At 37.5% G+C, this 22,109-nt stretch carries 21 protein-coding genes; 14 read left to right on the top strand and 7 right to left on the bottom strand.

The features are described from left to right. Nucleotides 1-20 precede the first annotated feature (20 nt). On the top strand, nucleotides 21-1,484 hold the full coding sequence (locus CDZ89_RS18030) for an alanine/glycine:cation symporter family protein (protein ID WP_096155765.1): 1,464 nt from the start codon (nucleotides 21-23) through the stop codon (nucleotides 1,482-1,484). A gap of 55 nt (nucleotides 1,485-1,539) precedes the next feature. Here CDZ89_RS18030 and CDZ89_RS18025 read toward each other — a convergent pair whose 3' ends face one another. After that, entirely contained in the window at nucleotides 1,540-2,544 is a 1,005-nt protein-coding gene (locus CDZ89_RS18025; RefSeq protein WP_096155764.1) for an EAL domain-containing protein, read from the bottom strand. Between the two features lie 156 nt (nucleotides 2,545-2,700). Here CDZ89_RS18025 and CDZ89_RS18020 point away from each other — a divergent pair, with 156 nt between their 5' ends. Further along, the gene (locus CDZ89_RS18020) at nucleotides 2,701-3,999 is read left to right on the top strand and encodes an ATP-binding protein (RefSeq protein WP_096155763.1); all 1,299 of its coding nucleotides are present in this window, start codon (nucleotides 2,701-2,703) and stop codon (nucleotides 3,997-3,999) included. A gap of 101 nt (nucleotides 4,000-4,100) precedes the next feature. Here the strand turns inward: CDZ89_RS18020 and CDZ89_RS18015 are convergent, their stop codons facing one another. Then, complete coding sequence (locus tag CDZ89_RS18015; protein WP_096155762.1) at nucleotides 4,101-5,639, bottom strand: FAD-dependent oxidoreductase; 1,539 nt, start codon at nucleotides 5,637-5,639, stop codon at nucleotides 4,101-4,103. A 175-nt stretch (nucleotides 5,640-5,814) separates the two neighbouring features. On the opposite strand from CDZ89_RS18015, the gene CDZ89_RS18010 reads away from it, so the two are divergent. The 3 genes from CDZ89_RS18010 to CDZ89_RS18000 all read left to right on the top strand — a co-directional run bounded on the left by CDZ89_RS18010 (nucleotide 5,815) and on the right by CDZ89_RS18000 (nucleotide 9,654). Beyond that, nucleotides 5,815-7,017 carry a DEAD/DEAH box helicase gene (locus CDZ89_RS18010; RefSeq protein ID WP_096155761.1) on the top strand — a complete coding sequence of 401 codons (1,203 nt, stop codon included), beginning with the start codon at nucleotides 5,815-5,817 and terminating at the stop codon, nucleotides 7,015-7,017. Between the two features lie 255 nt (nucleotides 7,018-7,272). Next, nucleotides 7,273-8,466, top strand: a complete 1,194-nt coding sequence (locus CDZ89_RS18005; protein WP_100334172.1) for a zinc-ribbon domain-containing protein — start codon at nucleotides 7,273-7,275, stop codon at nucleotides 8,464-8,466. 57 nt (nucleotides 8,467-8,523) lie between these two features. After that, entirely contained in the window at nucleotides 8,524-9,654 is a 1,131-nt protein-coding gene (locus tag CDZ89_RS18000) for a S1C family serine protease (RefSeq protein WP_096155757.1), read from the top strand. A 203-nt stretch (nucleotides 9,655-9,857) separates the two neighbouring features. On the opposite strand, the gene CDZ89_RS17995 is transcribed toward CDZ89_RS18000, so the two are convergent. Next, nucleotides 9,858-10,268, bottom strand: a complete 411-nt coding sequence (locus CDZ89_RS17995) for a C40 family peptidase (protein WP_096155756.1) — start codon at nucleotides 10,266-10,268, stop codon at nucleotides 9,858-9,860. Between the two features lie 372 nt (nucleotides 10,269-10,640). Continuing rightward, a complete protein-coding gene (locus tag CDZ89_RS17990; protein WP_100334171.1) occupies nucleotides 10,641-11,357 on the bottom strand; it encodes a TspO/MBR family protein in 717 nt (238 codons plus the stop codon). A gap of 205 nt (nucleotides 11,358-11,562) precedes the next feature. Here CDZ89_RS17990 and CDZ89_RS17985 point away from each other — a divergent pair, with 205 nt between their 5' ends. From CDZ89_RS17985 to CDZ89_RS20030, 4 genes are all read left to right on the top strand, one after another. Continuing rightward, nucleotides 11,563-12,897, top strand: a complete 1,335-nt coding sequence (locus CDZ89_RS17985; RefSeq protein WP_096155754.1) for an oligosaccharide flippase family protein — start codon at nucleotides 11,563-11,565, stop codon at nucleotides 12,895-12,897. 74 nt (nucleotides 12,898-12,971) lie between these two features. Continuing rightward, nucleotides 12,972-13,706 (top strand): 5-formyltetrahydrofolate cyclo-ligase, encoded by a 735-nt coding sequence (locus tag CDZ89_RS17980; RefSeq protein WP_100334170.1) that lies wholly within the window; start codon nucleotides 12,972-12,974, stop codon nucleotides 13,704-13,706. Nucleotides 13,707-14,052: 346 nt separating this feature from the next. Beyond that, on the top strand, nucleotides 14,053-15,144 hold the full coding sequence (locus CDZ89_RS17975) for a nitric oxide synthase oxygenase (protein ID WP_100334169.1): 1,092 nt from the start codon (nucleotides 14,053-14,055) through the stop codon (nucleotides 15,142-15,144). 65 nt (nucleotides 15,145-15,209) lie between these two features. Then, entirely contained in the window at nucleotides 15,210-15,380 is a 171-nt protein-coding gene (locus CDZ89_RS20030) for a hypothetical protein (RefSeq protein ID WP_198508259.1), read from the top strand. Here the strand turns inward: CDZ89_RS20030 and mreBH are convergent. Next, nucleotides 15,377-16,384, bottom strand: coding sequence for a rod-share determining protein MreBH (gene mreBH / locus CDZ89_RS17970; RefSeq protein ID WP_100334168.1), 1,008 nt, complete (start codon nucleotides 16,382-16,384; stop codon nucleotides 15,377-15,379). The two genes, CDZ89_RS20030 and mreBH, sit on opposite strands and share 4 nt — an antisense overlap. A 173-nt stretch (nucleotides 16,385-16,557) precedes the next feature. On the opposite strand from mreBH, the gene CDZ89_RS17965 reads away from it, so the two are divergent. Beyond that, nucleotides 16,558-16,818, top strand: coding sequence for a metal-sensitive transcriptional regulator (locus CDZ89_RS17965; protein ID WP_096155750.1), 261 nt, complete (start codon nucleotides 16,558-16,560; stop codon nucleotides 16,816-16,818). 23 nt (nucleotides 16,819-16,841) lie between these two features. Here CDZ89_RS17965 and CDZ89_RS17960 read toward each other — a convergent pair whose 3' ends face one another. Further along, nucleotides 16,842-17,264 (bottom strand): DUF4397 domain-containing protein, encoded by a 423-nt coding sequence (locus CDZ89_RS17960; protein ID WP_406564936.1) that lies wholly within the window; start codon nucleotides 17,262-17,264, stop codon nucleotides 16,842-16,844. Between the two features lie 451 nt (nucleotides 17,265-17,715). On the opposite strand from CDZ89_RS17960, the gene CDZ89_RS17955 reads away from it, so the two are divergent. Together CDZ89_RS17955 and CDZ89_RS17950 are read left to right on the top strand one after the other, a co-directional pair. Continuing rightward, nucleotides 17,716-18,039, top strand: coding sequence for a hypothetical protein (locus tag CDZ89_RS17955; RefSeq protein WP_096155748.1), 324 nt, complete (start codon nucleotides 17,716-17,718; stop codon nucleotides 18,037-18,039). Between the two features lie 525 nt (nucleotides 18,040-18,564). Beyond that, nucleotides 18,565-19,011: an NUDIX domain-containing protein gene (locus CDZ89_RS17950; RefSeq protein WP_100334166.1), complete on the top strand. Its 447-nt coding sequence runs from the start codon at nucleotides 18,565-18,567 to the stop codon at nucleotides 19,009-19,011. Nucleotides 19,012-19,210: 199 nt separating this feature from the next. Here the strand turns inward: CDZ89_RS17950 and CDZ89_RS17945 are convergent, their stop codons facing one another. After that, a complete protein-coding gene (locus CDZ89_RS17945; protein WP_100334165.1) occupies nucleotides 19,211-20,506 on the bottom strand; it encodes an NCS2 family permease in 1,296 nt (431 codons plus the stop codon). A gap of 194 nt (nucleotides 20,507-20,700) precedes the next feature. Here CDZ89_RS17945 and CDZ89_RS17940 point away from each other — a divergent pair, with 194 nt between their 5' ends. Together CDZ89_RS17940 and CDZ89_RS17935 are read left to right on the top strand one after the other, a co-directional pair. Next, entirely contained in the window at nucleotides 20,701-21,072 is a 372-nt protein-coding gene (locus tag CDZ89_RS17940; RefSeq protein WP_100334164.1) for a DnaJ family domain-containing protein, read from the top strand. 490 nt (nucleotides 21,073-21,562) lie between these two features. Beyond that, on the top strand, nucleotides 21,563-21,769 hold the full coding sequence (locus CDZ89_RS17935; protein WP_096155744.1) for a zinc ribbon domain-containing protein: 207 nt from the start codon (nucleotides 21,563-21,565) through the stop codon (nucleotides 21,767-21,769). Nucleotides 21,770-22,109: the final 340 nt, after the last annotated feature.

Here is a 22,109-nt window from a genome sequence, read left to right as displayed (position 1 = left end):
TAAAAGTGTGGGGGGATTGGATGGAAGCATTTATTAATCTTTTAAATGATGTTCTATGGAGTACACCGATGATTGTTTTCTGTTTAGGGGTTGGATTACTGTTCACCATTTGGACTAGGTTTGTGCAAGTACGTCTTTTCAAAGACATGCTAACACACACGTTCAAAGGGAAAAGTTCAAGTGCTGGGGTTTCATCATTCCAAGCATTAGCCATCTCGCTTTCTGGACGCGTAGGTACTGGTAACATCGCAGGTACGGCTACTGCAATCGCTTTCGGTGGACCGGGGGCCGTTTTTTGGATGTGGACGATCGCGTTTATCGGTGCATCTAGTGCCTTTATCGAATCAACACTTGCACAAGTTTATAAAGAAAAACAAGAAGGGCAATACCGTGGAGGCCCTGCTTACTATATTGAAAAAGGTATCGGCTGGAAATGGTATGCTGTATTATTTGCTGGAGCAGCCATCCTAGCAACAAGTTTCTTAATGCCAGGAATACAAGCGAACGCAATTGGTGAAGGATTAAACAATGCGTTCAACGCAGATAAAACTTGGGTAGCAATCGCATTAGTTATTGTTATCGGACTTATCATTTTTGGTGGAGTAAAACGTATTGCTTCGGTTGCACAAATTGTAGTTCCATTCATGGCAGTAGCTTACGTATTTTTAGCAATCATTATTATTTCAATGAATATTACGGAATTACCTGGAGTTATCGGACTAATTTTCAGTAGTGCATTTGGTTTCGATTCTGCATTCGGTGGAGTGGTAGGTGCAGCAATTGCTTGGGGTGTAAAACGTGGTATTTACTCGAACGAAGCTGGTCAAGGTACTGGACCACATGCAGCAGCAGCGGCGGAAGTTTCTCACCCTGCTAAGCAAGGTTTAGTTCAAGCATTCTCTGTATATATTGATACATTACTTGTATGTTCTGCAACGGCGTTTATGATTCTTTTCACAGGGATGTATAACGTTCATGGTGCAGAAGAAGGACAATTCTTAAAAGTAGGTATCGGTGAAATGATCGTGGCTGGACCTGCATATACGCAAGGTGCCATTGAGTCTGTATTACCAGGTTTCGGAGCTGGGTTCGTAGGAATTGCATTACTATTCTTCGCATTCACAACAATCATGGCTTACTACTACATTGCAGAAACAAACATAGCTTACTTATTCAAAAAGGGTAAGTGGAAAAATGTTGGAATGTTCTTATTAAAAGTTGTCCTTTTACTTGCTGTATTCTTCGGGGTTACTAGAGAAGCAGGAGCAGCATGGGTACTTGGGGACATTGGACTTGGGCTCATGGTTTGGATCAACTTAATTGCAATCTTAGTTCTGGCAAAACCTGCAATAGCAGTTTTAAGAGATTATGATGAGCAAAAGAAAGCTGGGCTTGATCCAACATTCGACCCTGAAAAGCTAGGCATTAAAAATGCAGATTTCTGGGTAAAAGAATACAAAAAAGAAGACGACAAAGCTTCATAATAAAAAAGTGCGGACGCCATTTTAATAGGCAACCGCACTTTTTTTATACATAAAATCAAATCGTCAAATCTTCTTCTTTCATCGGTTCCTCCGAAGGCTTACCAATATAATATCCTTGTGCATAATGGATGCCCAATTCTCTACAAAACACTAACTCTTCTTTTCTCTCAATTCCTTCAGCTAACACTTTTAAATTTAATCTTCGAGAAATACCCATTACATTTTGCAGGAACATTTGCTTCTCGACATCCTTATCACAAAAAGAAATATAGTCTCTATCAATTTTCACATAGTCTGGCCTCAATGCCTCTAATACTTCCAATGTTGAATAACCAGCACCAACATCGTCAAGGGCAACTTTCATGCCCGAATTTTTATAAGTTCGGAATATATTTTGTAGATGTCCTAAATCTTTAATTTTCTCAGACTCTACTACTTCAAACACTAAGTTCTCTGGTGAAACATTATATTTCTTCACAATTTGAAAAGTATGACGCAAACAAAATTCAGGATTATAAATGGACGAAGGTAAGAAATTAATAAATACCTTCACATCTTCATTAAGCTTTTGGCTACTTGAAATAATAGAACTTTCACGGGCCTTTTGATCTAAAAAATTGTGTAGATTGGCGTTTCTAGCAAATTCAAATAACGGATATGGTGGCAAAAACTCTCCACCTTTAATCGGTCTTAATAAACATTCATAGGCAAAAATAGCGTTCTTTTCTGACTGTAAATCAACGATTGGTTGGAAAAATGTCTTAAAGGAGCCATCTCTCATAATTCGAATCAAGTCCTGGTTAGCCAACAATTCATGAAATATATGTACCTCTTCATAGGATGGCATATCCAAAGTTTTAACTAATAGTTTTTCTGAATCAGTTTCGGGTAACGTAGCTACGAGCTCTTCAATGAAATTAGTTAGTTCGTTTAATGAGTGATATGTGTATTCACTATGTGGGATACGAGCTGTCTCCATATTATCCTTTTTCTCAAATATTACAAAAAGAGTACCATGTGTTTCTATTAAATTAGGAACCCCACAATCTATACAGTTCATATTAGAAACCTCCAACTTCATTTTAAATGTATATTCGACAAAAATAGACAAACATCCTCGTCTATTAGCATAAAAATTGTAGGAAGTAAATAAAGGTTTTTTTCTATTTATGTCGAAAAGATATAAAAACTTTCACAAGTAGGATGGAGAATGTTAATGCTAGCAGAGAAATTACTATTACATGTGTTAATTATATTAGCTCCAGTACTTATATACTATATTGTTTCAGATAATAACCGTTTTGGGAAGTCTCCTTTTTTCATTGGTACGTTACAAGGGATAGCGGCCAGTCTATGTCTACTTTTTGCACATCACGAGTACGGACTTTATTGGGACCTTCGTTATATCCCGCTAGTTTTGGCCATTTTATATGGAGGGCCAAAAGCAGGGCTGATGGTTCTAGGTAGCATTTTAGCCACACGTACATATCTTGGTGGAGAGGCGCTTGCGTTTGGTTACATCAGTGGAATATTAGCGGCTTCGGTACCGTTTTTATTTGTCGGGATATTCCAAAAAATACAATCAAAGAAAAAAAGAATAGAAGCAGCAGTACTTTTTGGACTTTGGCCAAATCTGATTATGCTTTCCGTATTAATCGTATATTTACTTTCTCACGACATTTATGAAATGAAGCTAGATGGAAATATTGAGGTGTTAATATACATTATCTCTTTCGGTGTCATTCAAGTGATAGGTGTTGGCTTTGCCTCCATGCTCTTAGAAAGTGCGATTGAACGGGAGAAAATGAAAGAAGAAATTAGAAGAGCAGAAAAATTAAACACATTAGGCGAATTAGCAGCATCCATTGCTCACGAAGTGCGTAATCCGTTAACCGTTGTAAAAGGTTTCCTGCAATTAATGCAAAAACAAGAAAAAGGCCAAAACTTTCAATACCTCTCTTTAGTTTTAACGGAACTAGGAAGAGCCGAAGCGATTATCAATGACTATTTAAACTTTGCTAAACCTGAGTTTAAAAAGATTGAAAAATTTTATCTTTACGAACTAATAACGGACGTTTTACTATTGATCAACCCATTAGCGATGACAAAAGGGGTTCAAATTGATCAATATTTAGAAAAAAATATTATCATTGAAACCGATAAAAATCAGTTAAAACAAGCTCTTGTTAATATTGTGAAAAATGCGATTGAAGCCACTCCACAGGATGGTAGAGTTAGCGTCAACCTGCATTTACGTGATAATCAAGTTTGCCTGACGATTAAAGATACCGGTAAAGGAATGACAAGTGAACAATTATCCCGCATCGGATCGTTATTTTATTCAACAAAAGAAAAAGGAACAGGCCTTGGAACAATGGTGTCCATTCGGATCATTGAAACAATGAATGGAAAAATAAACTATGCTAGTAAAATAGATGAAGGAACTGAAGTAACGATCCTTTTGCCCGTAGCAAAATTAGATAGCCAATTGGAAGAAGAGAAACAAGTAGGATAATGGAAAAAGCAAGTGTACTCATATGTCTGGAGTCACTTGCTTTTTCATTTTTTATTTCAATCAATTTCATAATTACGGTTCGTTTATTGAAACTCACTCATTTAGTCAGCATTTAATTGCTTCAACGGCTTGTCAGCAGGACCTTCTAACACCTCACCATGTATCGAAAAACGCGAGCCATGACATGGGCAATCCCACGTTCTCTCTCCGTCATTCCATTCGACTTCACAACCTAAATGCGTACATGTCGTATCTACGCAGTGCACGACTCCATGCTCATCTTTATACGCTCCCGCACGCTCTCCGTGAATAGAAACTACTGCACCTTCATCCAGTTCTAGTTCTTCTACCTGCTTTGTAGGTCTGTCTAATTTTCCCTCCATCAAATGCCCCGCAACATCAAAGTTAGTAGAAATGAATTTCTTCAAACTAGGGTCTGCTACAAATCTAGAAGGAGAAAATAAATCTAAATAAGGATTTTCTTTTTCCATAATAAAGTCTTGCATCATTAAAGCAGCAGCTGTCCCATTTGTCATGCCCCATTTTCTAAAGCCTGTTGCAATAAGAATACGCGGATTTCCTTGTGTGATTGGTCCTACATAAGGTATTTTGTCTAATGTATATAAGTCTTGAGCAGACCATCGATACGGAATTTGCTTTATGCCTAACACTTCTTCTCCGAATTGTTTTAATGCTTTGTAATGCTCCAGTGTACTTTTTCCTTGTCCCGTTTTATGACCTTCTCCACCAATCAACACTAATTTTTCGTCACCATCTGTAGTGAAACGTAACGATCTTGTTGGCTGGTCGGCACTATAGTACATTCCATCCGGATACTCTTTCTCCGTTTTAGCTGCGACAATGTAAGACCTTTCAGCATACATTCTTGTGAAAAAGAAACCTTTGCCATCGTAAAAAGGAAAGTGGGAACAAGCTAATATCGTTTTGCAATGAATTTTGTTGCCGGTCTTTGTTTTCACTATTAGCTGAGGTGACTCTTCCACATCAACAGCAACAGTACCTTCATAGATTTCTCCGCCCTTTTCAGTAAACTCCTCAACTAGACGTTTTAAATACTTTAATGGATGAAATTGAGCTTGCTCTTTCATCACCGCAACAGATAAGGCGGAAATGTTAAAAGGAACTTCCGATCTATGTTCACTTTGAATACCTAATTTGCGATATGCATCCAACTCCTTTTGAACTTTTTGTTCTCCTTGTTCACCTGTTGCATATATACAGGCATCTTGCAGGGAAAAATCACATTCTATTCGTTTTTGATCTACTAAATTTTTTATATAATGTAGGGCATTATTATTTGCTTCGTAGTACAACTTCGTTTTTTCTTTTCCAAAATGATTTAGTAACTCGTCATAAATCACACCGTGTTGGGCAGTAACCTTAGCCGTTGTATGGCCAGTTGTTCCATTTAAAATCTTTCCAGCATCAATGATGGTAACCTTAAACCCTTCTTGTATAAGTTGATACCCTGCTGTAATACCGGTAATACCAGCCCCAACAATACATATGTCTGTATGTAAATCATGTTCTAATTTAGGATAACTAGATAACTCCGTAGATCGAAGCCAAAAAGGCTCAGGCGCTTTCGGTAAACCATCCGTATAATTCTCTGCTTCCATTTTAGTAATCCTCCTTAAGTAGTCAGTGTACTTAATTTTTCCAATTAAAGAAGAATCATGTATGCAAGTCGAAGTTTGGGATTATTAGATTAAAAAGGTGGGAAAATAAACGATAGTTGGATTATGAGCAGAAAAAGAGTAGAATGAATGGATAAAGCACGCAAAGGAGCAAGTTATGACAACACCTATCATTTCATCTTTACAACCATTTTTACAACAAGTTTGGGAAAAGTCAGAGTTTGAAACTGCAACACCTGTTCAAGAACTAGCCATTCCAAAAATTTTAACCGGAGATGACTTACTTATCGAATCTCCAACAGGTACGGGTAAAACATTAGCTTATTTAATTCCAATCATCGAAAAAATAAATAAAGAAAAACAGCATCCTCAAGCAATTATCCTAGCACCATCAAAAGAGTTAGCAATGCAGATTCTTGGTGAACTTCAAAAGTGGACGAAAGGTAGCGATATTGTTACAACTTCCATTATTGGAGGCGTGAACATTAAACGCCAATTGGAAAAGTTAAAAGATCGCCCACAAATCATTGTCGGAACGCCAGGTCGTCTAATCGAACTAGTACAGATGAAGAAGATAAAAATGCATGAAGTAAAAACAGTCGTCTTAGATGAAGGTGATCAATTATTAACTTCGGAACATTTACCATCGATTAAAAATATAGTAAAAGCAACGTTAGCAGATAGACAGGTTTTACTTATTTCTGCAACAGTTAATGACGCGGCTATTTCTATTGCAAAAGAACTAATGAAAGAACCAGAGTTAGTAAAAGTAGAAACCGATGCAAAAAGCAAAGCGAAAGTAGAACATTTTTATGTTGTAAGTGAGCAACGTGACAAGGTAAACATTTTGGCAAACGTTGTACGTGAATCTAAAATAAAAGCGTTAGCCTTTGTGCGAGACATCGGGAATTTATCTGTTGTGGCAGAAAAACTAGCGTTCAAACAGTTAGACGTAGGGGTACTACACAGTGATTCTAGCAAAAAAGATCGTGAAACAGCATTAAAAGAGTTCCGAAATGCTGAATATCCGATTCTTTTAGCAACAGATATTGCTGCGCGTGGATTAGATATTAAAGAATTAACACACGTTATTCAATACGACATTCCGCAAGATGCGTCGAGTTATACACACCGATCAGGACGAACAGGCCGACAAGGAGCAACTGGTACGGTTATTTCTATCGTAACACCAAGAGAAGAACGTACATTAAAGCAAATTGCGAAAGAAATCGGTATCACTTTGCAAAAACGTGAAGTGTTCGGAGGTAACCTAGTAGAAGAAAAACCACAAAGACCTCAAAGAACATTTAAACCGAAAAAAAAGAACGCACCAACTCGCAACAAAAAACATACTAAATAATACCAACAAAGGCCATCTCTAGCACGAGATGGCCTTTATTACAAAAGTGTATCAGGTGCCAGGCACTTGTAACACTACTGTAATGAAAAATGCCATATAATATGACGAGTGTCAGGCACCTGTAAGGAGTTTGTAAAATTTAAACCAGTATTTCCCAAATTTGAAAACTGTTTTTATGAGGCAATATTTCCCCGTTAAGCTTGGAATTATTGTAAAATGGTAGAAAGAGAGAAAAGTGATGGAGGCTATTATATAATGTTTTGTCACCAGTGTGGAGCGAAAGTTAACCAAGAGGCTAATTATTGCTCCAATTGTGGAGCCAATTTAAAAGAAGAAGATATGTCGGGGGAGAATGTGGAACAGGAAGCGTTGCTAGATAGAAGCTCTCGCGCGAAACAGAGTAAATTTAGACACTATTTACCTGTCATCCTTCCAATTGCTAGTTTACTAGTGTTTGCCACCATAATTAGTAGCTATTATTTTCACGAACAAAATATGAATACAAAAGTAATCGCTATGCAAAGTGAAGCAGAAGAATTTGCATTAGAAGGCGAGTATGATAAAGCAAAAGAAATTTTACAAGCAGCAAGCGATATTCGACCAAACTATCATATTGTGAAAAATAACATTGAAGTTATTAAATTGATGCAAGACTTTCAAACATCCTTACAACTTCTTGATGAAAAAATACTAGAAAAAGAGTATGCAGAAGCGGAAAAGTTGATCATCCAACTTAAAGAAAGTTTACCAAGAATAGATGGTCCACTAATAAAACAATTACGATCAGAAATTGAAAACAAGGAAGCTACGATTAAAGTAAGTAAAATTGTAGAAGAATTAGAAGGTTTAACGACGGTTTCCGAACTAGCTCGAAAGCTTCAAGTATTGTCCTCTGTACCATCAGAAGATGGGGCGGCAGTAAAAGAACAAGTGATAAATCGAATTGTGCAACTTACAGTGGAAGAAGCGGAACTGGAGATAGAAAATAAACAATTTACCCGTGCTCGTTCTGTTATCGACCGTGGGCTACAATATGCTGTAAATGACGACCGCCTATTAGCGTTAAGAGATAGAGTGCAATCAGAACAAGAAGCGTTTGAATTAGCTGAGCAGGAAAGACTAGATAAAGCGATTGAAGCAGCAGAAAAAGAGGAATTGCAAAATAAAACAGCTGCTGTAGAAGTCATTCATTTAGAAGCAGAACTAGATGACTTTGGGGGACTTTCCGTAACAGGCCAAATTCATAATATCGCAACAACGGGAATTTACTCTGTAACGATTACTTACAATATTTTAGATAAAGAAGGCGTTATAATCGACACACGCCAAACAACCGCTTATCCGTACCATATCCCGCAAAGTCAATATGGAAAATTCGAAGATTACTATTTCGGTATATTTGAAGAAGTGAAAGTAGAGATTGAAAATATTACGTGGTACTTAGATTGATTTGTTACATGATACGTTTAAAGAATCACTCACTTAGATTAAAAAGGTGTGAATGCAATGAAAGCAAAATGGATCTTTAGTATCCTAACAACTATTATAATTGTTGTAGCCGGCGTTTACTCTTACCAATGGATTAAAAAAAACGTGCCAAAACAGCTTGCATTGCCTTCTAGCTTATATGTACCAATAGAAGACAGAAGTAATGAAACGGTGCCTCAACAATTAAAAGAAATAATATATGAATCTCAAAAACTTGTAGTAAAAATAGAACTACCTGATGGCTCATACGGCTCTGGTTTTTTATATAACGACAAAGGGGATATCATTACGAATGCCCACGTCGTTCCGAATGTAAAAGAAGTGAAAGTGAATACGGCAGATTCAAGAGAATTAACAGGTGAAGTAATTGGTATTAGCGTCGATACAGATGTGGCAGTAGTTCGCGTTCCAGAATTAGAAGGAATAGTACCGATGAGAATCGCTAAATCAAGAAAAGCAGAACTTGGAGACGAAGTAATTGCACTTGGAAGTCCGCTAGGTTTACAAAATACGGTGACAACCGGCATCGTAAGTGGACTTGGACGCTCGTTTAATATTGATGCCTTTCGTTATGACGACATGTATCAAATCTCAGCACCAATCGCTCCTGGTAATAGTGGCGGTCCACTAATTGATAGTAGAACCGGAGAAGTAATAGGTATTAACTCCGCTATTTTAGAACAAGGTGTAATCGGATTTAGTATTCCTATTATAAATGTCTTACCACTTGTTGACACATGGATTCAAACACCGATGAAGTCCTTACCTCGTATTGGAGTGAATATGCCTGGCAACAACTCAGGAAGCAGTACGACGAACGAGGACATTGCAACATATATCGTTCATTATTTTTTCGAAAGTATTAATTATCGAGACTATGTGACAGCATATTCTTTACTCGGTAGTGACCTACAATCTTCCAAATCATATGAAGACTTACGTAAAGAATATATAGACTTAGTAAATATTGAAGTCAACGCTATGTTCCCAGAAACAAAAGGGAGAAACGTTGAAGTGATAGCGACAACGACTGTCGGGCAACGAGATGAAGGTGGGCTATCGACAAGGCAATACAAAGTCACTTTTGAGCTCGGTCAAGAAAACGACCAAACAAAAATACTTTCTATGAAACAAGAAAGAATAGATTAATAGTTGAATCGATTTCATAATTACTGTTCGTTTAGTGAAAAACGAATGTTCCGTTTTTATAATTAAATAGCCTTCGATATAAAACGTAAATTATATTAAGTAATAGGTTTAATATTCGTTTTTCGTTTAGTAATTGTACATTATGAAACTCACTCAGTTATGTGGAAGTCAGGGTCTTCAAACACCCTGGCTTTTTCATGTGCTTAAACTACCCTCCTTACTCCAATTAAAACCCCTCTCCAATACGGATCTAGACTTGCAATAGAAACTTTTTTTTCTATTCTAGAAGTATGAAGTATCCTATCATTCCCTATATAGATAGCAACGTGCCCAACTCTACTTAGCCCTTTATTTTTCTTACGCTTAGGGGTAGTGAAAAACAGTAAGTCTCCTGGTCGCATTTCTTCAACCGGCACACGTTGACCTATTAAAGCTTGTTGACGAGAAGTCCTCGGCAGTGTAACACCATGCAATCCATATATATAGTGAACAAAGGAACTGCAGTCAAACGTCGTTACTTGAAAAGAAGGGGCGCCAAATTGATAAGGTGTCCCTAAAAACTTCATTCCAGTTTGAAATATTTTATTTACCTTTACCTTTACTTCCGTCTTCATCAGAAAACTCCTTCTCACTTGTCATTGTGCTTCTATATTTAATGCCACTTCTTGGAAAGTGGATTGGACAAGTAACTAGGAAAAGAGCCTTATTTATGTTTAAGTATGGAAATGGATTGGAGGAGGGAAGAAAAAGAATGAGGACCAACTTGGATCGAGAAATCAAGCGAGATGGTCGTCATCACCGAGATGAGGACCAACTTGGATCGAGAAATCAAGCGAGATGGTCGTCATCGACGGAATGAGGACCAACTTGGATCGAGAAAAAAAGAGAAATGGTCGTCATCACCGTAATGAGGACCAACTTGGATCGAGAAAAAAGGAGAAATGGTCCTCATACCTAATTGAATTACCTAAAATCACAACAAACCATCACGCCTTTCTTCTCCCTAAAATCGTTATGATAAAAATAACCGCAGCTAATGCATACGCAACGTACGCCACGCTTGCATATGCTTCCATGTTTTTCACACCGATTGCAAAAAATGCCCAAACGAACACAAGCGGATAAACCCAATCAGCATGTTCAACTCGAAACACAATCGCCAGGATCGTAGCTACAACTAACATAATAACCGTCCATGTTGGAGCAGAAATACCCCAACCGTCCCAACCGATAAAAACAAGATAGTAACTTATGTTTACAATCGTTGCAACGCTAATCCAGCCCAAATAGATAGAAAAAGGAACTTTATCCCAAAACCCCGCGTTTCTTTCCATCAACTTTTTATATAAAACAATCAACGTAACAAGCAAGCCAACCATAATAACAACTGTTGTCATAAACAGTTCATAATGCCAGCAAATAACCCATGCGCTATTTAAAATACAGCTAATAATAAAATATAAACTCGTCTCATTATATAGTGGATGATTGCGACGACGTTTTGGAGCTTGCCTTAACACCCAAACACCAAGCAAGAAATAAATGAGCCCCCAAATACTAAACGCAAAACTTGCTGGTGTGATTAAAACTTCTAACCTATTTGATATTTCACCAGTCGTTTGCCCGTTCAAAGGTAAAGCGTTCGCTAAAAAATTCACAAAAATAACTAGCATAAAAGCAGTAAGGTTTAACCAAAAAGTCATGTATTTTTCTCCTTTCAAAAGAGAACAAAAGTCCTTTGTGCATATTTTATACCATTATATGCTCGACCAATTCAAAATAGAGCAGTCCAAAAATCTTGTCTTCTTCCTACCCTTCTACCCTTTTTCTGAAAAGTACAGTATATATTTTTATAACTTGTCTCATATGATGATAAAAGGTTAGTGCTGCTAGGGAGGAGTTTCAAAAATGAGAAGATTTTATAAAGGAGTTATTTTACTCGCCATCGCTGCTTTTCTTGGCGAAAGTTTAGAGTTCGTTGTTAACATGTTGCTAGCAAACTATTTAGGGGAAGTTGGACTAGGTCTTTACATGTCTATTCTGCCAGTCATTTTTCTCGTTGTCGTTATTTCTAGTATGGAATTGCCGATATCTGTATCGAAATTCGTCGCGGCCAAAGAAGAAAAATTTCATGCGAGTATGCTTTATCATGCAATAAAATTAACGATTGTTGCGACAATCGGAATGATACTCATCGCCCTCATTGTCTTACCAAACATTCCTGTATTTAATCAGTACCATCCATTTATTAAGTGGGCAGTCATTTTGCTTATCCCAATCGTTTCGTTTGCCTCCATCGTAAGAGGTTATTTTATGGGATTACATAAAATGGGGACCATTGCCATATCGAACTTTTTACGAAAAGCAATCCAACTAATCTTACTCACTATTGTCTATAAATTGTTCCACTTTCCATTAGATACGTCTATATTTATTGCCGTATGCACGTTAATCGTAACAGAGCTATTAGTCGCCATCTACTTATTATCAATGTTCGCCCTTCAAGTTCGAAGGTTACGAGAAAAAACTGCAAAATCTTTAATCGGACGAGATGTAAGAAAGAGTTTATTAGAAATTTCCATACCAACGACAAGCATGAGAATATTCCATTCTGTTTCACATGCTGTCCAGCCATTTATTATAAAAATAGCTTTACTAAAGGCTGGTTTACCAGAGGCTTTGGCATTAGAACAGTTCGGATTACTAGCTGGTGTTGCCCTTACAATTGGATTCTTCCCAGGGTTTATTGCGCATTCCTTACTAATCGTTCTTATCCCAACCGTTTCAGAAGCGCATGCAAAAAAAGACTTCGAGAAATTACGTACCATTTTACAACAAGTAATGATTCTTACTTTTGTATACGGAATTCCTTCCGTCATTTTGTTCTACTACTTTGCTGTACCACTTACAAACATATTTTTTGAGTTTTCACTTGCGGCCAACTACTTACAATTATTATGGCCATATTTCTTGTTTCACTTTTTTGTCATCCCGATGCAGGCATTCTTAATTGGTTTAGGGATGATTAAGGATGCATTCCTACATGCAATCTGGTCGACAATTATTGGCTTTTCGATGATATTGTTACTAGGCTCCATGCAGAGTTTACAAATGAATGGCGTCATTATTGGAATGAATGCGGGAATCGTTTTGCTCACACTCATGCATTATTTGACAATCTGCAACAAAATTGGTGTAACATTATGGTTAAGAGTGCCAAACTTCAAAGGTATCCCTAGATAGAAAAGGGAAGTAATTCCCTTTTCTATTCTAAAAGAGAACAGTTAGTTAATACTAACGACATAGAGGTGGAAACAATGACTTCAGAGAATAGAAGCAGGAAAGATGAGATTCGAAATAAAGTGTGGGACAAGCTTACCGAAGAAAAGTTAGGAAGGTTTCCGTTTCCCTTACACGGTAGAATTCCAAATTTCAAAGGTGCGGAAAAAGCTGCGCATTTAGTGACAACGATGCCTGCTTATAAAGAAGCGAAAGTTGTAAAAGTAAATCCAGATTCCCCACAATTGCCATTAAGAGCCCAAGTACTCAAAGATGGAAAAACATTGCTCGTACCAACTCCAAGGTTAAAAGACGGATTTATTCAAGTGCAACCGTCATGGGTACCACCTGGGGAAGAAAGAAAAGCAGCCAGTCTAAAAAATATTATGTCATACGGAAAAGTTACACCACTCGACCAACTCCCAACGATTGACATGCTCGTAGTTGGATCTGTTGCACTACACAAAGACGGACGAAGGTTAGGAAAAGGAGAAGGGTATGCAGATAGAGAATATGCCATCATTCGCGAACTAGGAAATCCTGAAATCCCGGTCGTAGCAACCATTCAGAGTGCTCAACTTGTAGAAGAGGATATTCCAAAAGATGAATATGACTTATCTGTTGACTGGATCGTCACGGAGAAAGAAATTTTAAAAACGAATAGCCCTTATGAAAAACCAACAGGCATCGTATGGGAACTCGTAACAGAAAAAGAAAAAGAAGAAATGCCAGTTTTAAACGAAATTTGGCAACTGAAGCATGTTCATAAATAAATGAAAGGCTTTCGTGAAAATTGTTGCTTTGCGTTGTTAATAAATTATAGTGGATTGGAGCGGAAGGCACTGGACTCCAGCGGGAAATAGTGCGAAGCGTGAGACCCCACAGGCGAAACGCCGAGGAGTAGGTTTTTTCACGATAGTGAAAATAACCTTCCCCTGCGCTCCCCGCGGAAAGCCAGTGCCTGCAGCGCAAAGTAACGGATTATTGCTAATGTTTAGTAGTAAACTTAGTGTACGAAAAAAGCATAAATAAAAGTTCATAGGTTGTACATATGCATTTCATACCTAGCGTTATACAATAAACGTATAACACATAATCGAGCTAATTGAGGTGAGCATTTTGCTTCAACAAAAAGAACAACTATGGCAACTGGCAGAACAATTTTTAACGCTTTGCTATAAAGAACAGAACTTATCAGATGAGCAATTACAAAATAGACTAAAAGAAGTAAAATGCGAAATCGAAGAAACAGGAACATACAAACATTTCTATGAAGAGGTATCGCACGGCGCAAAAATGGCTTGGCGTAACAGTAACCGTTGTATTGGCAGACTTTTTTGGAACTCTTTACACGTCATAGATGAACGTTCATTAAATACAGAAAAAGAGATTGCAAAAGCATTAATCCATCATATTGAATACGGAACGAATGATGGGAAAATCCGTCCGACCCTCACCATATTCCGTCCAGAAGCAATAGGTGGAAAACAAATTAGAATCTGGAACCACCAACTTATTCGCTATGCAGGGTATGAAACAGAAAATGGTGTGATTGGAGATAGTCATTCGATCTCTTTTACAAAAAAATGCATGGAGCTCGGTTGGGAAGGGGAAGGAACTAACTTTGACATTCTACCGTTAGTCATACAAATAGATGGACAAGATCCAAAGTGGTTTGCCATTCCAGAAGATAAAGTGTTGAGAGTTCCATTAACACATCCGACGATGCCCGCTTTCGAAGACTTAGCCTTACAATGGTATGCTGTACCGATTATTTCTGAAATGAAATTAGAAGTAGGTGGGATTGAATATACAGCAGCTCCATTTAACGGCTGGTATATGGAAACAGAGATAGGTGCAAGAAATTTAGCAGATACGTCCCGATATAATATGTTGCCTAAAGTAGCAGAACTTTTTCAGTTTGATACAAGTTCTAATGCAACTTTATGGAGAGACAGAGCATTGATAGAGCTTAATATTGCTGTTCTACATTCTTTTAAAAAGTACGGCGTTAGCATAGTTGATCACCATACAGCGGCAACACAATTTAAGCATTTTGAAGAACAAGAAGGAGCCGCGCGTCGTCAAGTAACAGGTGACTGGACATGGCTCATTCCGCCTGTATCTCCAGCAACAACGCATATTTTTCATAAACCGTATGAAGATAAAGTGGTATCACCTAATTATTTTTACCAAAAAGCTCCATGTTGAAAAAAGCCATGCTTCTATAACTGAGGGCATGGTTTCCTTTATGGCTTAGGAATTTGATAAAGTCGATGAAGTTCAACCAGCTCCCCAAAAAAGATGCAGATGAACTTCATCAATATATAAAAAAAGAGGATCGGACAAAACCAATGAATTTAAATGGCAAAGGTGCCCGCAAGAACAAAAAAGTTGTTCTTGCGGGCACCTTTGCGCTAACAGCCACTTCCTTAAAAACTAATTAAGTAGCTGCCTTCTGCAATTTATGGATAACCGACAACGAGCGACCTGTTCCGATCGCAACTGATTCTAACGGATTTGGCGCTAAGTAAACTGGCACAACAATTTCGTTGCTTAACCATTCTTGCATTCCATTTAGTAATGCACCGCCACCAGTAATGATTACACCACGGTCAACGATATCACCACTTAATTCAGGTGGACAATTTTCTAATGTTGCACGTATTGCTTCTAAAATAGATAGTAAAGATTCTTGAATAGCCTTTTGAATTTCCGTTGATTGAAGTTCAATCGTTTTTGGTAAACCTGTCACTAAGTCACGTCCGCGAACTTCCATCGTAATCTCGGCATGCTCTACAAGTGCATAACCAATTTCCATTTTAATTTGCTCAGCAGTTCTTTCTCCAATTAAGATGTTGTATCTTTTACGAACATGATGAATAATATCATCATCTAACTGATCGCCACCTACACGAATCGAGTTACAAGATACAACGCCGCCATAAGAAATAATCGCAACTTCTGTTGTACCGCCACCAATATCAACTACAACGTTTGCCACCGGCTCATCTACAGGTAAATCAGCACCAATTGCAGCCGCAACTGGCTCCTCAATTAAATGCACATGTTTTGCTCCACAGTTTCTAACCGCATCTTGAATCGCTCTTCTTTCTACAGATGTAGAGCCAGAAGGAGTACAAACGACAACGCTTGGCTTACGAATAGAGAAACCAATTGTTTTGGATGCTTGTTTCATAATTTGTTTTAACATACTTGTTGTAACATCAAAATCGGCAATAACTCCGTCTTTTAGTGGACGAACTGCCACAATTTTGCCTGGCGTTTTACCAATCATGTTTTTTGCTTCCGTACCAACTGCTAGAACTCTTTTCGTTTCTAAATCAATTGCCACAACGGAAGGCTCATTAAATATAATACCTTTATTTTTACTATAAACTAGTGTGTTTGCTGTTCCTAAATCAATTCCAATTTCAGTAGTTGAAAACATAAAATTCACCTATTCTTCCCTATAATAGATTCTTTAACAACGTTCTACAAAAGTTGTCGATTTGTGGGGGTAAATGAGTTAGAATAAATTGGTATATAGCTTGTGATTACCAACAAAGAAGAATATGATAATACAAAACAATACAAGTATAGGTATATAAGGAGGACATTCTCATGGAATATACAGATGATATGAAGGTTCGTTTACGCCGGTTAGAAGGTCAAGTACGTGGCGTATTACGATTGATGGATGAAGGGAAAAACTGCAAAGAAGTAGTAAGCCAAATGTCAGCTGTACGTAATGCGGCTGATAAAGCAATTGCTCACATTGTTGCTACAAACTTACAACAGTGCATCATTGAAGAACAACAAAATGGTGGAGACACAAACAAAATAGTAGAAGAAGCAATTCAGTTATTAGTCAAAAGTAGGTAACGGTATAACAAAAAGGGTGATCCTCAATGGTCACCCTTTAATTCTGTATAAACGACTAACCGCTCTGTATGGTTTTGTGTACTGCGGTTATATGTTCCTGAACACGTTATTAAATTCAGTTGCCTGTTTGTCGAAGGGCCAAATATACTACGTAACGGTGCAGCGTCGTAAGGGTATGACTCTACCTTTTTTACGATGAAGGTAAGTGTTGTGTCGTTTTCCCCTTGTACTATGGCTGCAACAGTGTATGATACACCTGCTTCCACTGTTAACTCAGCTGTAATAACTGGATTTTCTTGTGTGCCTGCTACAAAAATTTCAACCGTGTGTGTACCAGCTGGAACTTGTAGGTAATCTGTTGCTGCTTTAAATGGTGCGTTTTCTACTACTAAGTCACCGTTTACGTAAACATCTACTGCTGGAGCGTCAGGTGATGCGTGAACGATACGAACAGAGGCATCAGAGTTTACACCTGCAAAACTTCCTAAAACCGAAAATGCGATAACACTTGACTACTGCGATCAACAAACGTAATTTCTTCATTTTTTTTCTCTACTTATGCAATGTATATTTTTTGTACAGATTATGTATAACAACCTGTATATGTATTGTATAAATTTTGTAACTTTTGAAAACTTTTAATGTGCTCATGTTGTGAATAGTTACTAGGTATAGTTAGGAGGCGGTGTAAAAAACTAAGGGTGGTAGGTTGTTTAAACTGCATGTAATGCGGGTATTTATGAATATAGGAGGCGATGTTGAATGGGAAGATTAGTTAGAAGAGTTTTCATTGCAGTTTTGCCGATACTTATAAAAGAAGGATACAAATATTATCAAAATAAAAAACAAGGCACACCTAGTACAAAACAATAATTTTGCTTGTAAGGGAGAGGTTGCATGGACGAGAGAAGAATCTATTATGTAACAATGGAAACAGGGGAAGTGCACCGCGAGCCGTTTGATCGGAAAGTGAAATATTATGAAATATTAGCTACGGTGGAAGATGTTTTGAAGTTTGAAGAGTTGTACAAGCAGTTAGACAAAACAGAGTATGATCCGGTTCCGATCTTAATTAAGCCACTTGGGGAAAAAGATGCCAGAGAAACGCGCTCGGAGCAACAATGTATAATGGATGAAGTCTATACAATGATTTACGAACTTGGTACACAAAAAACGAAAATGCAGATAAAAGATATGAACGGTGTAACCAGCTCGAGGTGATGTGGGGCTGGTTTTTTTGTGGGGAAGATTGTGCGAGGGTATATTAGAGCTAAGCGCACGAAAAACTGGCTTAGGTGCACGGAATTTGGGGCCAGGCGCACAGATTTTGACTGTAGGCTAACGAGGTTTAAGGGCTTGGCGCACAAAATATAGGGCCAGAAGCACAAAAATAGTATTATGACTGCAATTGTGCATATACCTGTATGTGTATTTCGATAGGATGCGGACAAGAAAACGTAAGATGCGGTCGAAAATGAGGTATTTCCGGACAAAAAGGAGCAAGATGCGGACAAATTGAGCCGACTTCCGGACAAAATCGTCCGAAATCCGGGCGAACACCACTGCAAACCCAAGAAAAGTAAACTAGGGGTATAAAAGAATGAGGCTACTCTTAGTTCATATTCACCTGACGGCACTAATAAACCATTCAAAAGAACTGTTTTCATTCCCAAGTCCACTAAAACCTTTGAAACTCAAAGCTGTCCAATGTAGACTTATACAAAAATTGATGCGAGGTTTAATGATATGCAGGAAAAGAAAGACGTAACAATGTACCCAGCAACTGCCGTAATCATTTTTGATGAGCAAAAAAGGATTCTTTTTCGAAAAAGGAAAGAGTTTGGATTATGGGGATTGCCAACTGGCTATCCTTTACCTGGTGAAACAATTGAAGAAGCTGCCATAAAAGGTGTTAGAAACGAAACAGGTCTAAAAGTGGAGCTGAAAAAAATAATCGGTGTCTATTCGGATCCATATTCTCAAACATTCGAATATCCGAACGGTGAATTTGTTCAATTTGTCACCACTTATTTTTTAGGAGAAGTTGTGGATGGACATGCACGCCCTTCCCAAAAAGAAGTATCTCATGTACAGTTTTTCGGGCCGCATGAGCTACCAACAGATTTAATGCCATTACCCCCACGCTGGTTAGTTGACGCATTCGCAAACGAGGATGCCGCGTTCATAAGATGATGAGTAAAAGACAAAAGGCGTTTAGCTACTAATCAAAGCAGCTAAACGCCTATCTATACTATATTTTAATCTTAGGGGGATTGAATATAGTAATAAGAATTCTTCACAAAACCTTGAGTGTTGAGAAAGCCTATTTTAGGAACGTCAGAGTGTTTCCGCACTCAACAGTTCAAGCTTAATCAAGGTTCCATCAAAAATCTTAATGTACATTTGTTAAAAAAGTTAAGAAGAAGAGACCCGCAATCACATAAAGTGGCGCCGATACTTCTTTCGCTTTTCCTAAAGCAAGCTTCACTAATGGATACGCAATAAATCCGAATGCAATTCCATCTGCTATGCTATAAGAAAAAGGTATCATCACGATAATTAAAAACGCTGGAAACCCTTCGGAAAGATCTTGAAAATCTATTTGTTTCACACTTTGTAGCATTAATACACCAATAATAATAAGAATAGGTGCAATGGCGCTTCCTGGAATAATTTTTATAAAAGGAATCGCGAAAATAGAAAGTACAAATAAACTTCCTGTGACAATTGCTGTTATACCCGTTCTTCCTCCGGCTGCAATACCCGCAGCACTTTCCACTGTCGAAACAGTTGGACTACTTCCCGTAATTCCACTCGTTAAAATAGAAATACCGTTAGCTTGGAAAGAACGTTTAAACTTTTCTGGACGTTTCGTCATATTTAAGTGACCGTTTATTAATCCGATGTTCTCGAATAACAACACCATCGTTAAAGAAAAGACTGCTACTAGAAAAGCTAGCTCTCCAATCTTTGCAAATGAAACGGCACCAAATAAGGAAACATAGCTTTCAAGTGGTAGAGCGCCGCCGCCCATTTCTTGAAAACTTACGACACCTAACAAGCTTGCGATCACCGTACTAGCCACTATACTAATTAAAAAATTAGCTGGCACATTTCGCATAAACAAAAACACAGCAATGATAATCGATAGGATTGTCGTTATCACCATCGGGCTAGTAACATCGCCTAACATGAGAAGGGAATTGTCGCCTTTCATGATTAAGCCGCCTTTTTCAAGACCGATTAATGTTAAAAATAACCCTAATCCAACCGTAATTCCGTGTTTTAACGAGGTAGGTATTGCTTCTAGCAGCATCTGAGAAAGTCGTGTGAAGGAAACAATCGTTACAATAACCCCAGATACTACGACAACGCCCAATGCTTCTTGCCAAGACAGACCCATGGAATGAACAAGTGTATACGTGAACATCGCATTAATCCCCATACCTGGTACGAGAATAATTGGTGCATTCGCCCAAAAACCCATGAGCAAACAACCAATCACACAAGTAACGATCGTTCCGATAATCGCTGCTTCCATTGGAATACCTGCTTCTGCAAGAATCGTTGCATTAACAGCAATAATGTACACAATGGTAAAGAAAGAAATTAGACCAGCTGTCATTTCTCTTTTCAGAGTTGTTTCATGACCTGGTAAATCAAAATAACCTTTCGACCATTGAAGCATGTAAAACATCCTTATTCAGTTTCCCTCTCCCACCCGGCCGCACAGGACCCACAAGACTCTATTATAATAGGTAAGATGTCTGACGACAATAGTAAAATTTGTACAATAGGAGAAAAAGTTTTAGAAATATTCACAATTGTTAAAGTGTGAATAGGATATACTGGGAATATAGATTGTTTGGAAGGGGTGTAAGTATGGACTTTTCGAGAATAACCGATGATAAAATTCGTAAAGCATATGAAGATGGCGAATTCGAACAATTACCTGGTTATGGTAAAAAGTTAGAGCTAGAAGACTTATCCAATGTTCCACCCGAACTTAGAATGGCATATAAAATAATGAAAAATGCTGGCATGGCAGAAGAAGAGCAAGTACGAAGTGAAATTCAATATATAGAAGATTTAATTGATAAAGCACATGACTCACTAGAAGAAGATCGATTAAGAGTGAGGTTAAACGAAAAATTGATTCGTTTTAACCAGTTGATGGAGAAAAAGAAGCAAGAAACAAATTCGGCCGTTTTTAAAAATTATCAAAATAAAATACATGATAAGTTTTTGAAGTAATTGGAAGAAGGGTTACAGAGTTAGTTTCTGTAATCCTTCTTTTCATTTTTCTTCTTCTTGTTTTAAATATTGTAGGGCTGCGAGTCGGTTTAATACATATCCGAGTGAGTTTCATAATGTACAATTACTAAGCGAAAAACGAATATTAAACCTATAATATAATTTTCGTTTTATATCGAACGTTTAATTATAATAAACGGAATATTCGTTTTTCACTAAACGAACAGTAATTATGAAATTGGTTTATCCAATTAAAATTACGCTGAGATAGGTATGATGAAATTCACCCAATGCCAAAAAATCATAGCTATACACGCCCTTTTCTGCTTAATACTATATTTTATTGTCAACTTTTTGAATTATTACCAGGTGCCAGGCACTTACCGGTTTTTGTCGAAACATATTTTTTCTATGTTGTGGGAAGTGAAGAAACTTTAAAATATAAATCTCGTATTAATTTATGAAGGATTTTTAAGTGGGGGTATGGGGGATGGCTAAAAGAGGCTGTATTAAATGTGGGCATACAGAGGCTAAAACGAAAGAGATTGCTACAACTGGGACTGGGCTATCAAAGATGTTCGATATTCAACATAACAAATTTTTAGTAGTGTATTGCACAAAATGCGGATATAGCGAGTTGTATAATAAACAAACTTCCTCTGCATCCAATGTAATTGATTTCTTTTTTGGAGGATAATAGTTTAGTTTTGAACAGTGGTCATTACCTTTTTGTGGTGATGGCTTTTTTAGTTTTTATATTATATTAAAGCCACATAGGTTTGAGGTTTTTCCAGAAATAGGGATTGAAACAAAAACGAGTTGAATTGAAACAGAAGATTAGAAGATTGAAACAAAAACGAAGAAATTGAAACACAAGTTACTCCTTAAACAGGGATTGAAACACAAACAAAATGAATTGAAACAGAAGATTAGAAGATTGAAACACAAAGGAATGAAATTGAAACACAAGCTTCGCCTTAGATTGGGATTGAAACAAAAACGAGTTGAATTGAAACAGAAGATTAGAAGATTGAAAC

The sequence above is a fragment of the Bacillus alkalisoli genome (assembly GCF_002797415.1).
Classification (GTDB): domain Bacteria; phylum Bacillota; class Bacilli; order Bacillales; family Bacillaceae_I; genus Bacillus_CD; species Bacillus_CD alkalisoli.
This window is presented reverse-complemented; position numbering and strand designations above follow the sequence as displayed.

What these genes read in the sequence shown, in the direction of transcription:
- CDZ89_RS18030 (WP_096155765.1), top strand. Translation starts at nt 21, where the DNA reads ATGGAAGCATTTATTAATCTTTTAAATGATGTTCTATGGAGTACACCG.
- CDZ89_RS18025 (WP_096155764.1), bottom strand. Translation starts at nt 2,544, where the DNA reads ATGAACTGTATAGATTGTGGGGTTCCTAATTTAATAGAAACACATGGT.
- CDZ89_RS18020 (WP_096155763.1), top strand. Translation starts at nt 2,701, where the DNA reads ATGCTAGCAGAGAAATTACTATTACATGTGTTAATTATATTAGCTCCA.
- CDZ89_RS18015 (WP_096155762.1), bottom strand. Translation starts at nt 5,639, where the DNA reads ATGGAAGCAGAGAATTATACGGATGGTTTACCGAAAGCGCCTGAGCCT.
- CDZ89_RS18010 (WP_096155761.1), top strand. Translation starts at nt 5,815, where the DNA reads ATGACAACACCTATCATTTCATCTTTACAACCATTTTTACAACAAGTT.
- CDZ89_RS18005 (WP_100334172.1), top strand. Translation starts at nt 7,273, where the DNA reads ATGTTTTGTCACCAGTGTGGAGCGAAAGTTAACCAAGAGGCTAATTAT.
- CDZ89_RS18000 (WP_096155757.1), top strand. Translation starts at nt 8,524, where the DNA reads ATGAAAGCAAAATGGATCTTTAGTATCCTAACAACTATTATAATTGTT.
- CDZ89_RS17995 (WP_096155756.1), bottom strand. Translation starts at nt 10,268, where the DNA reads ATGAAGACGGAAGTAAAGGTAAAGGTAAATAAAATATTTCAAACTGGA.
- CDZ89_RS17990 (WP_100334171.1), bottom strand. Translation starts at nt 11,357, where the DNA reads ATGACTTTTTGGTTAAACCTTACTGCTTTTATGCTAGTTATTTTTGTG.
- CDZ89_RS17985 (WP_096155754.1), top strand. Translation starts at nt 11,563, where the DNA reads ATGAGAAGATTTTATAAAGGAGTTATTTTACTCGCCATCGCTGCTTTT.
- CDZ89_RS17980 (WP_100334170.1), top strand. Translation starts at nt 12,972, where the DNA reads ATGACTTCAGAGAATAGAAGCAGGAAAGATGAGATTCGAAATAAAGTG.
- CDZ89_RS20030 (WP_198508259.1), top strand. Translation starts at nt 15,210, where the DNA reads ATGAAGTTCAACCAGCTCCCCAAAAAAGATGCAGATGAACTTCATCAA.
- mreBH (WP_100334168.1), bottom strand. Translation starts at nt 16,384, where the DNA reads ATGTTTTCAACTACTGAAATTGGAATTGATTTAGGAACAGCAAACACA.
- CDZ89_RS17965 (WP_096155750.1), top strand. Translation starts at nt 16,558, where the DNA reads ATGGAATATACAGATGATATGAAGGTTCGTTTACGCCGGTTAGAAGGT.
- CDZ89_RS17955 (WP_096155748.1), top strand. Translation starts at nt 17,716, where the DNA reads ATGGACGAGAGAAGAATCTATTATGTAACAATGGAAACAGGGGAAGTG.
- CDZ89_RS17950 (WP_100334166.1), top strand. Translation starts at nt 18,565, where the DNA reads ATGCAGGAAAAGAAAGACGTAACAATGTACCCAGCAACTGCCGTAATC.
- CDZ89_RS17945 (WP_100334165.1), bottom strand. Translation starts at nt 20,506, where the DNA reads ATGCTTCAATGGTCGAAAGGTTATTTTGATTTACCAGGTCATGAAACA.
- CDZ89_RS17940 (WP_100334164.1), top strand. Translation starts at nt 20,701, where the DNA reads ATGGACTTTTCGAGAATAACCGATGATAAAATTCGTAAAGCATATGAA.
- CDZ89_RS17935 (WP_096155744.1), top strand. Translation starts at nt 21,563, where the DNA reads ATGGCTAAAAGAGGCTGTATTAAATGTGGGCATACAGAGGCTAAAACG.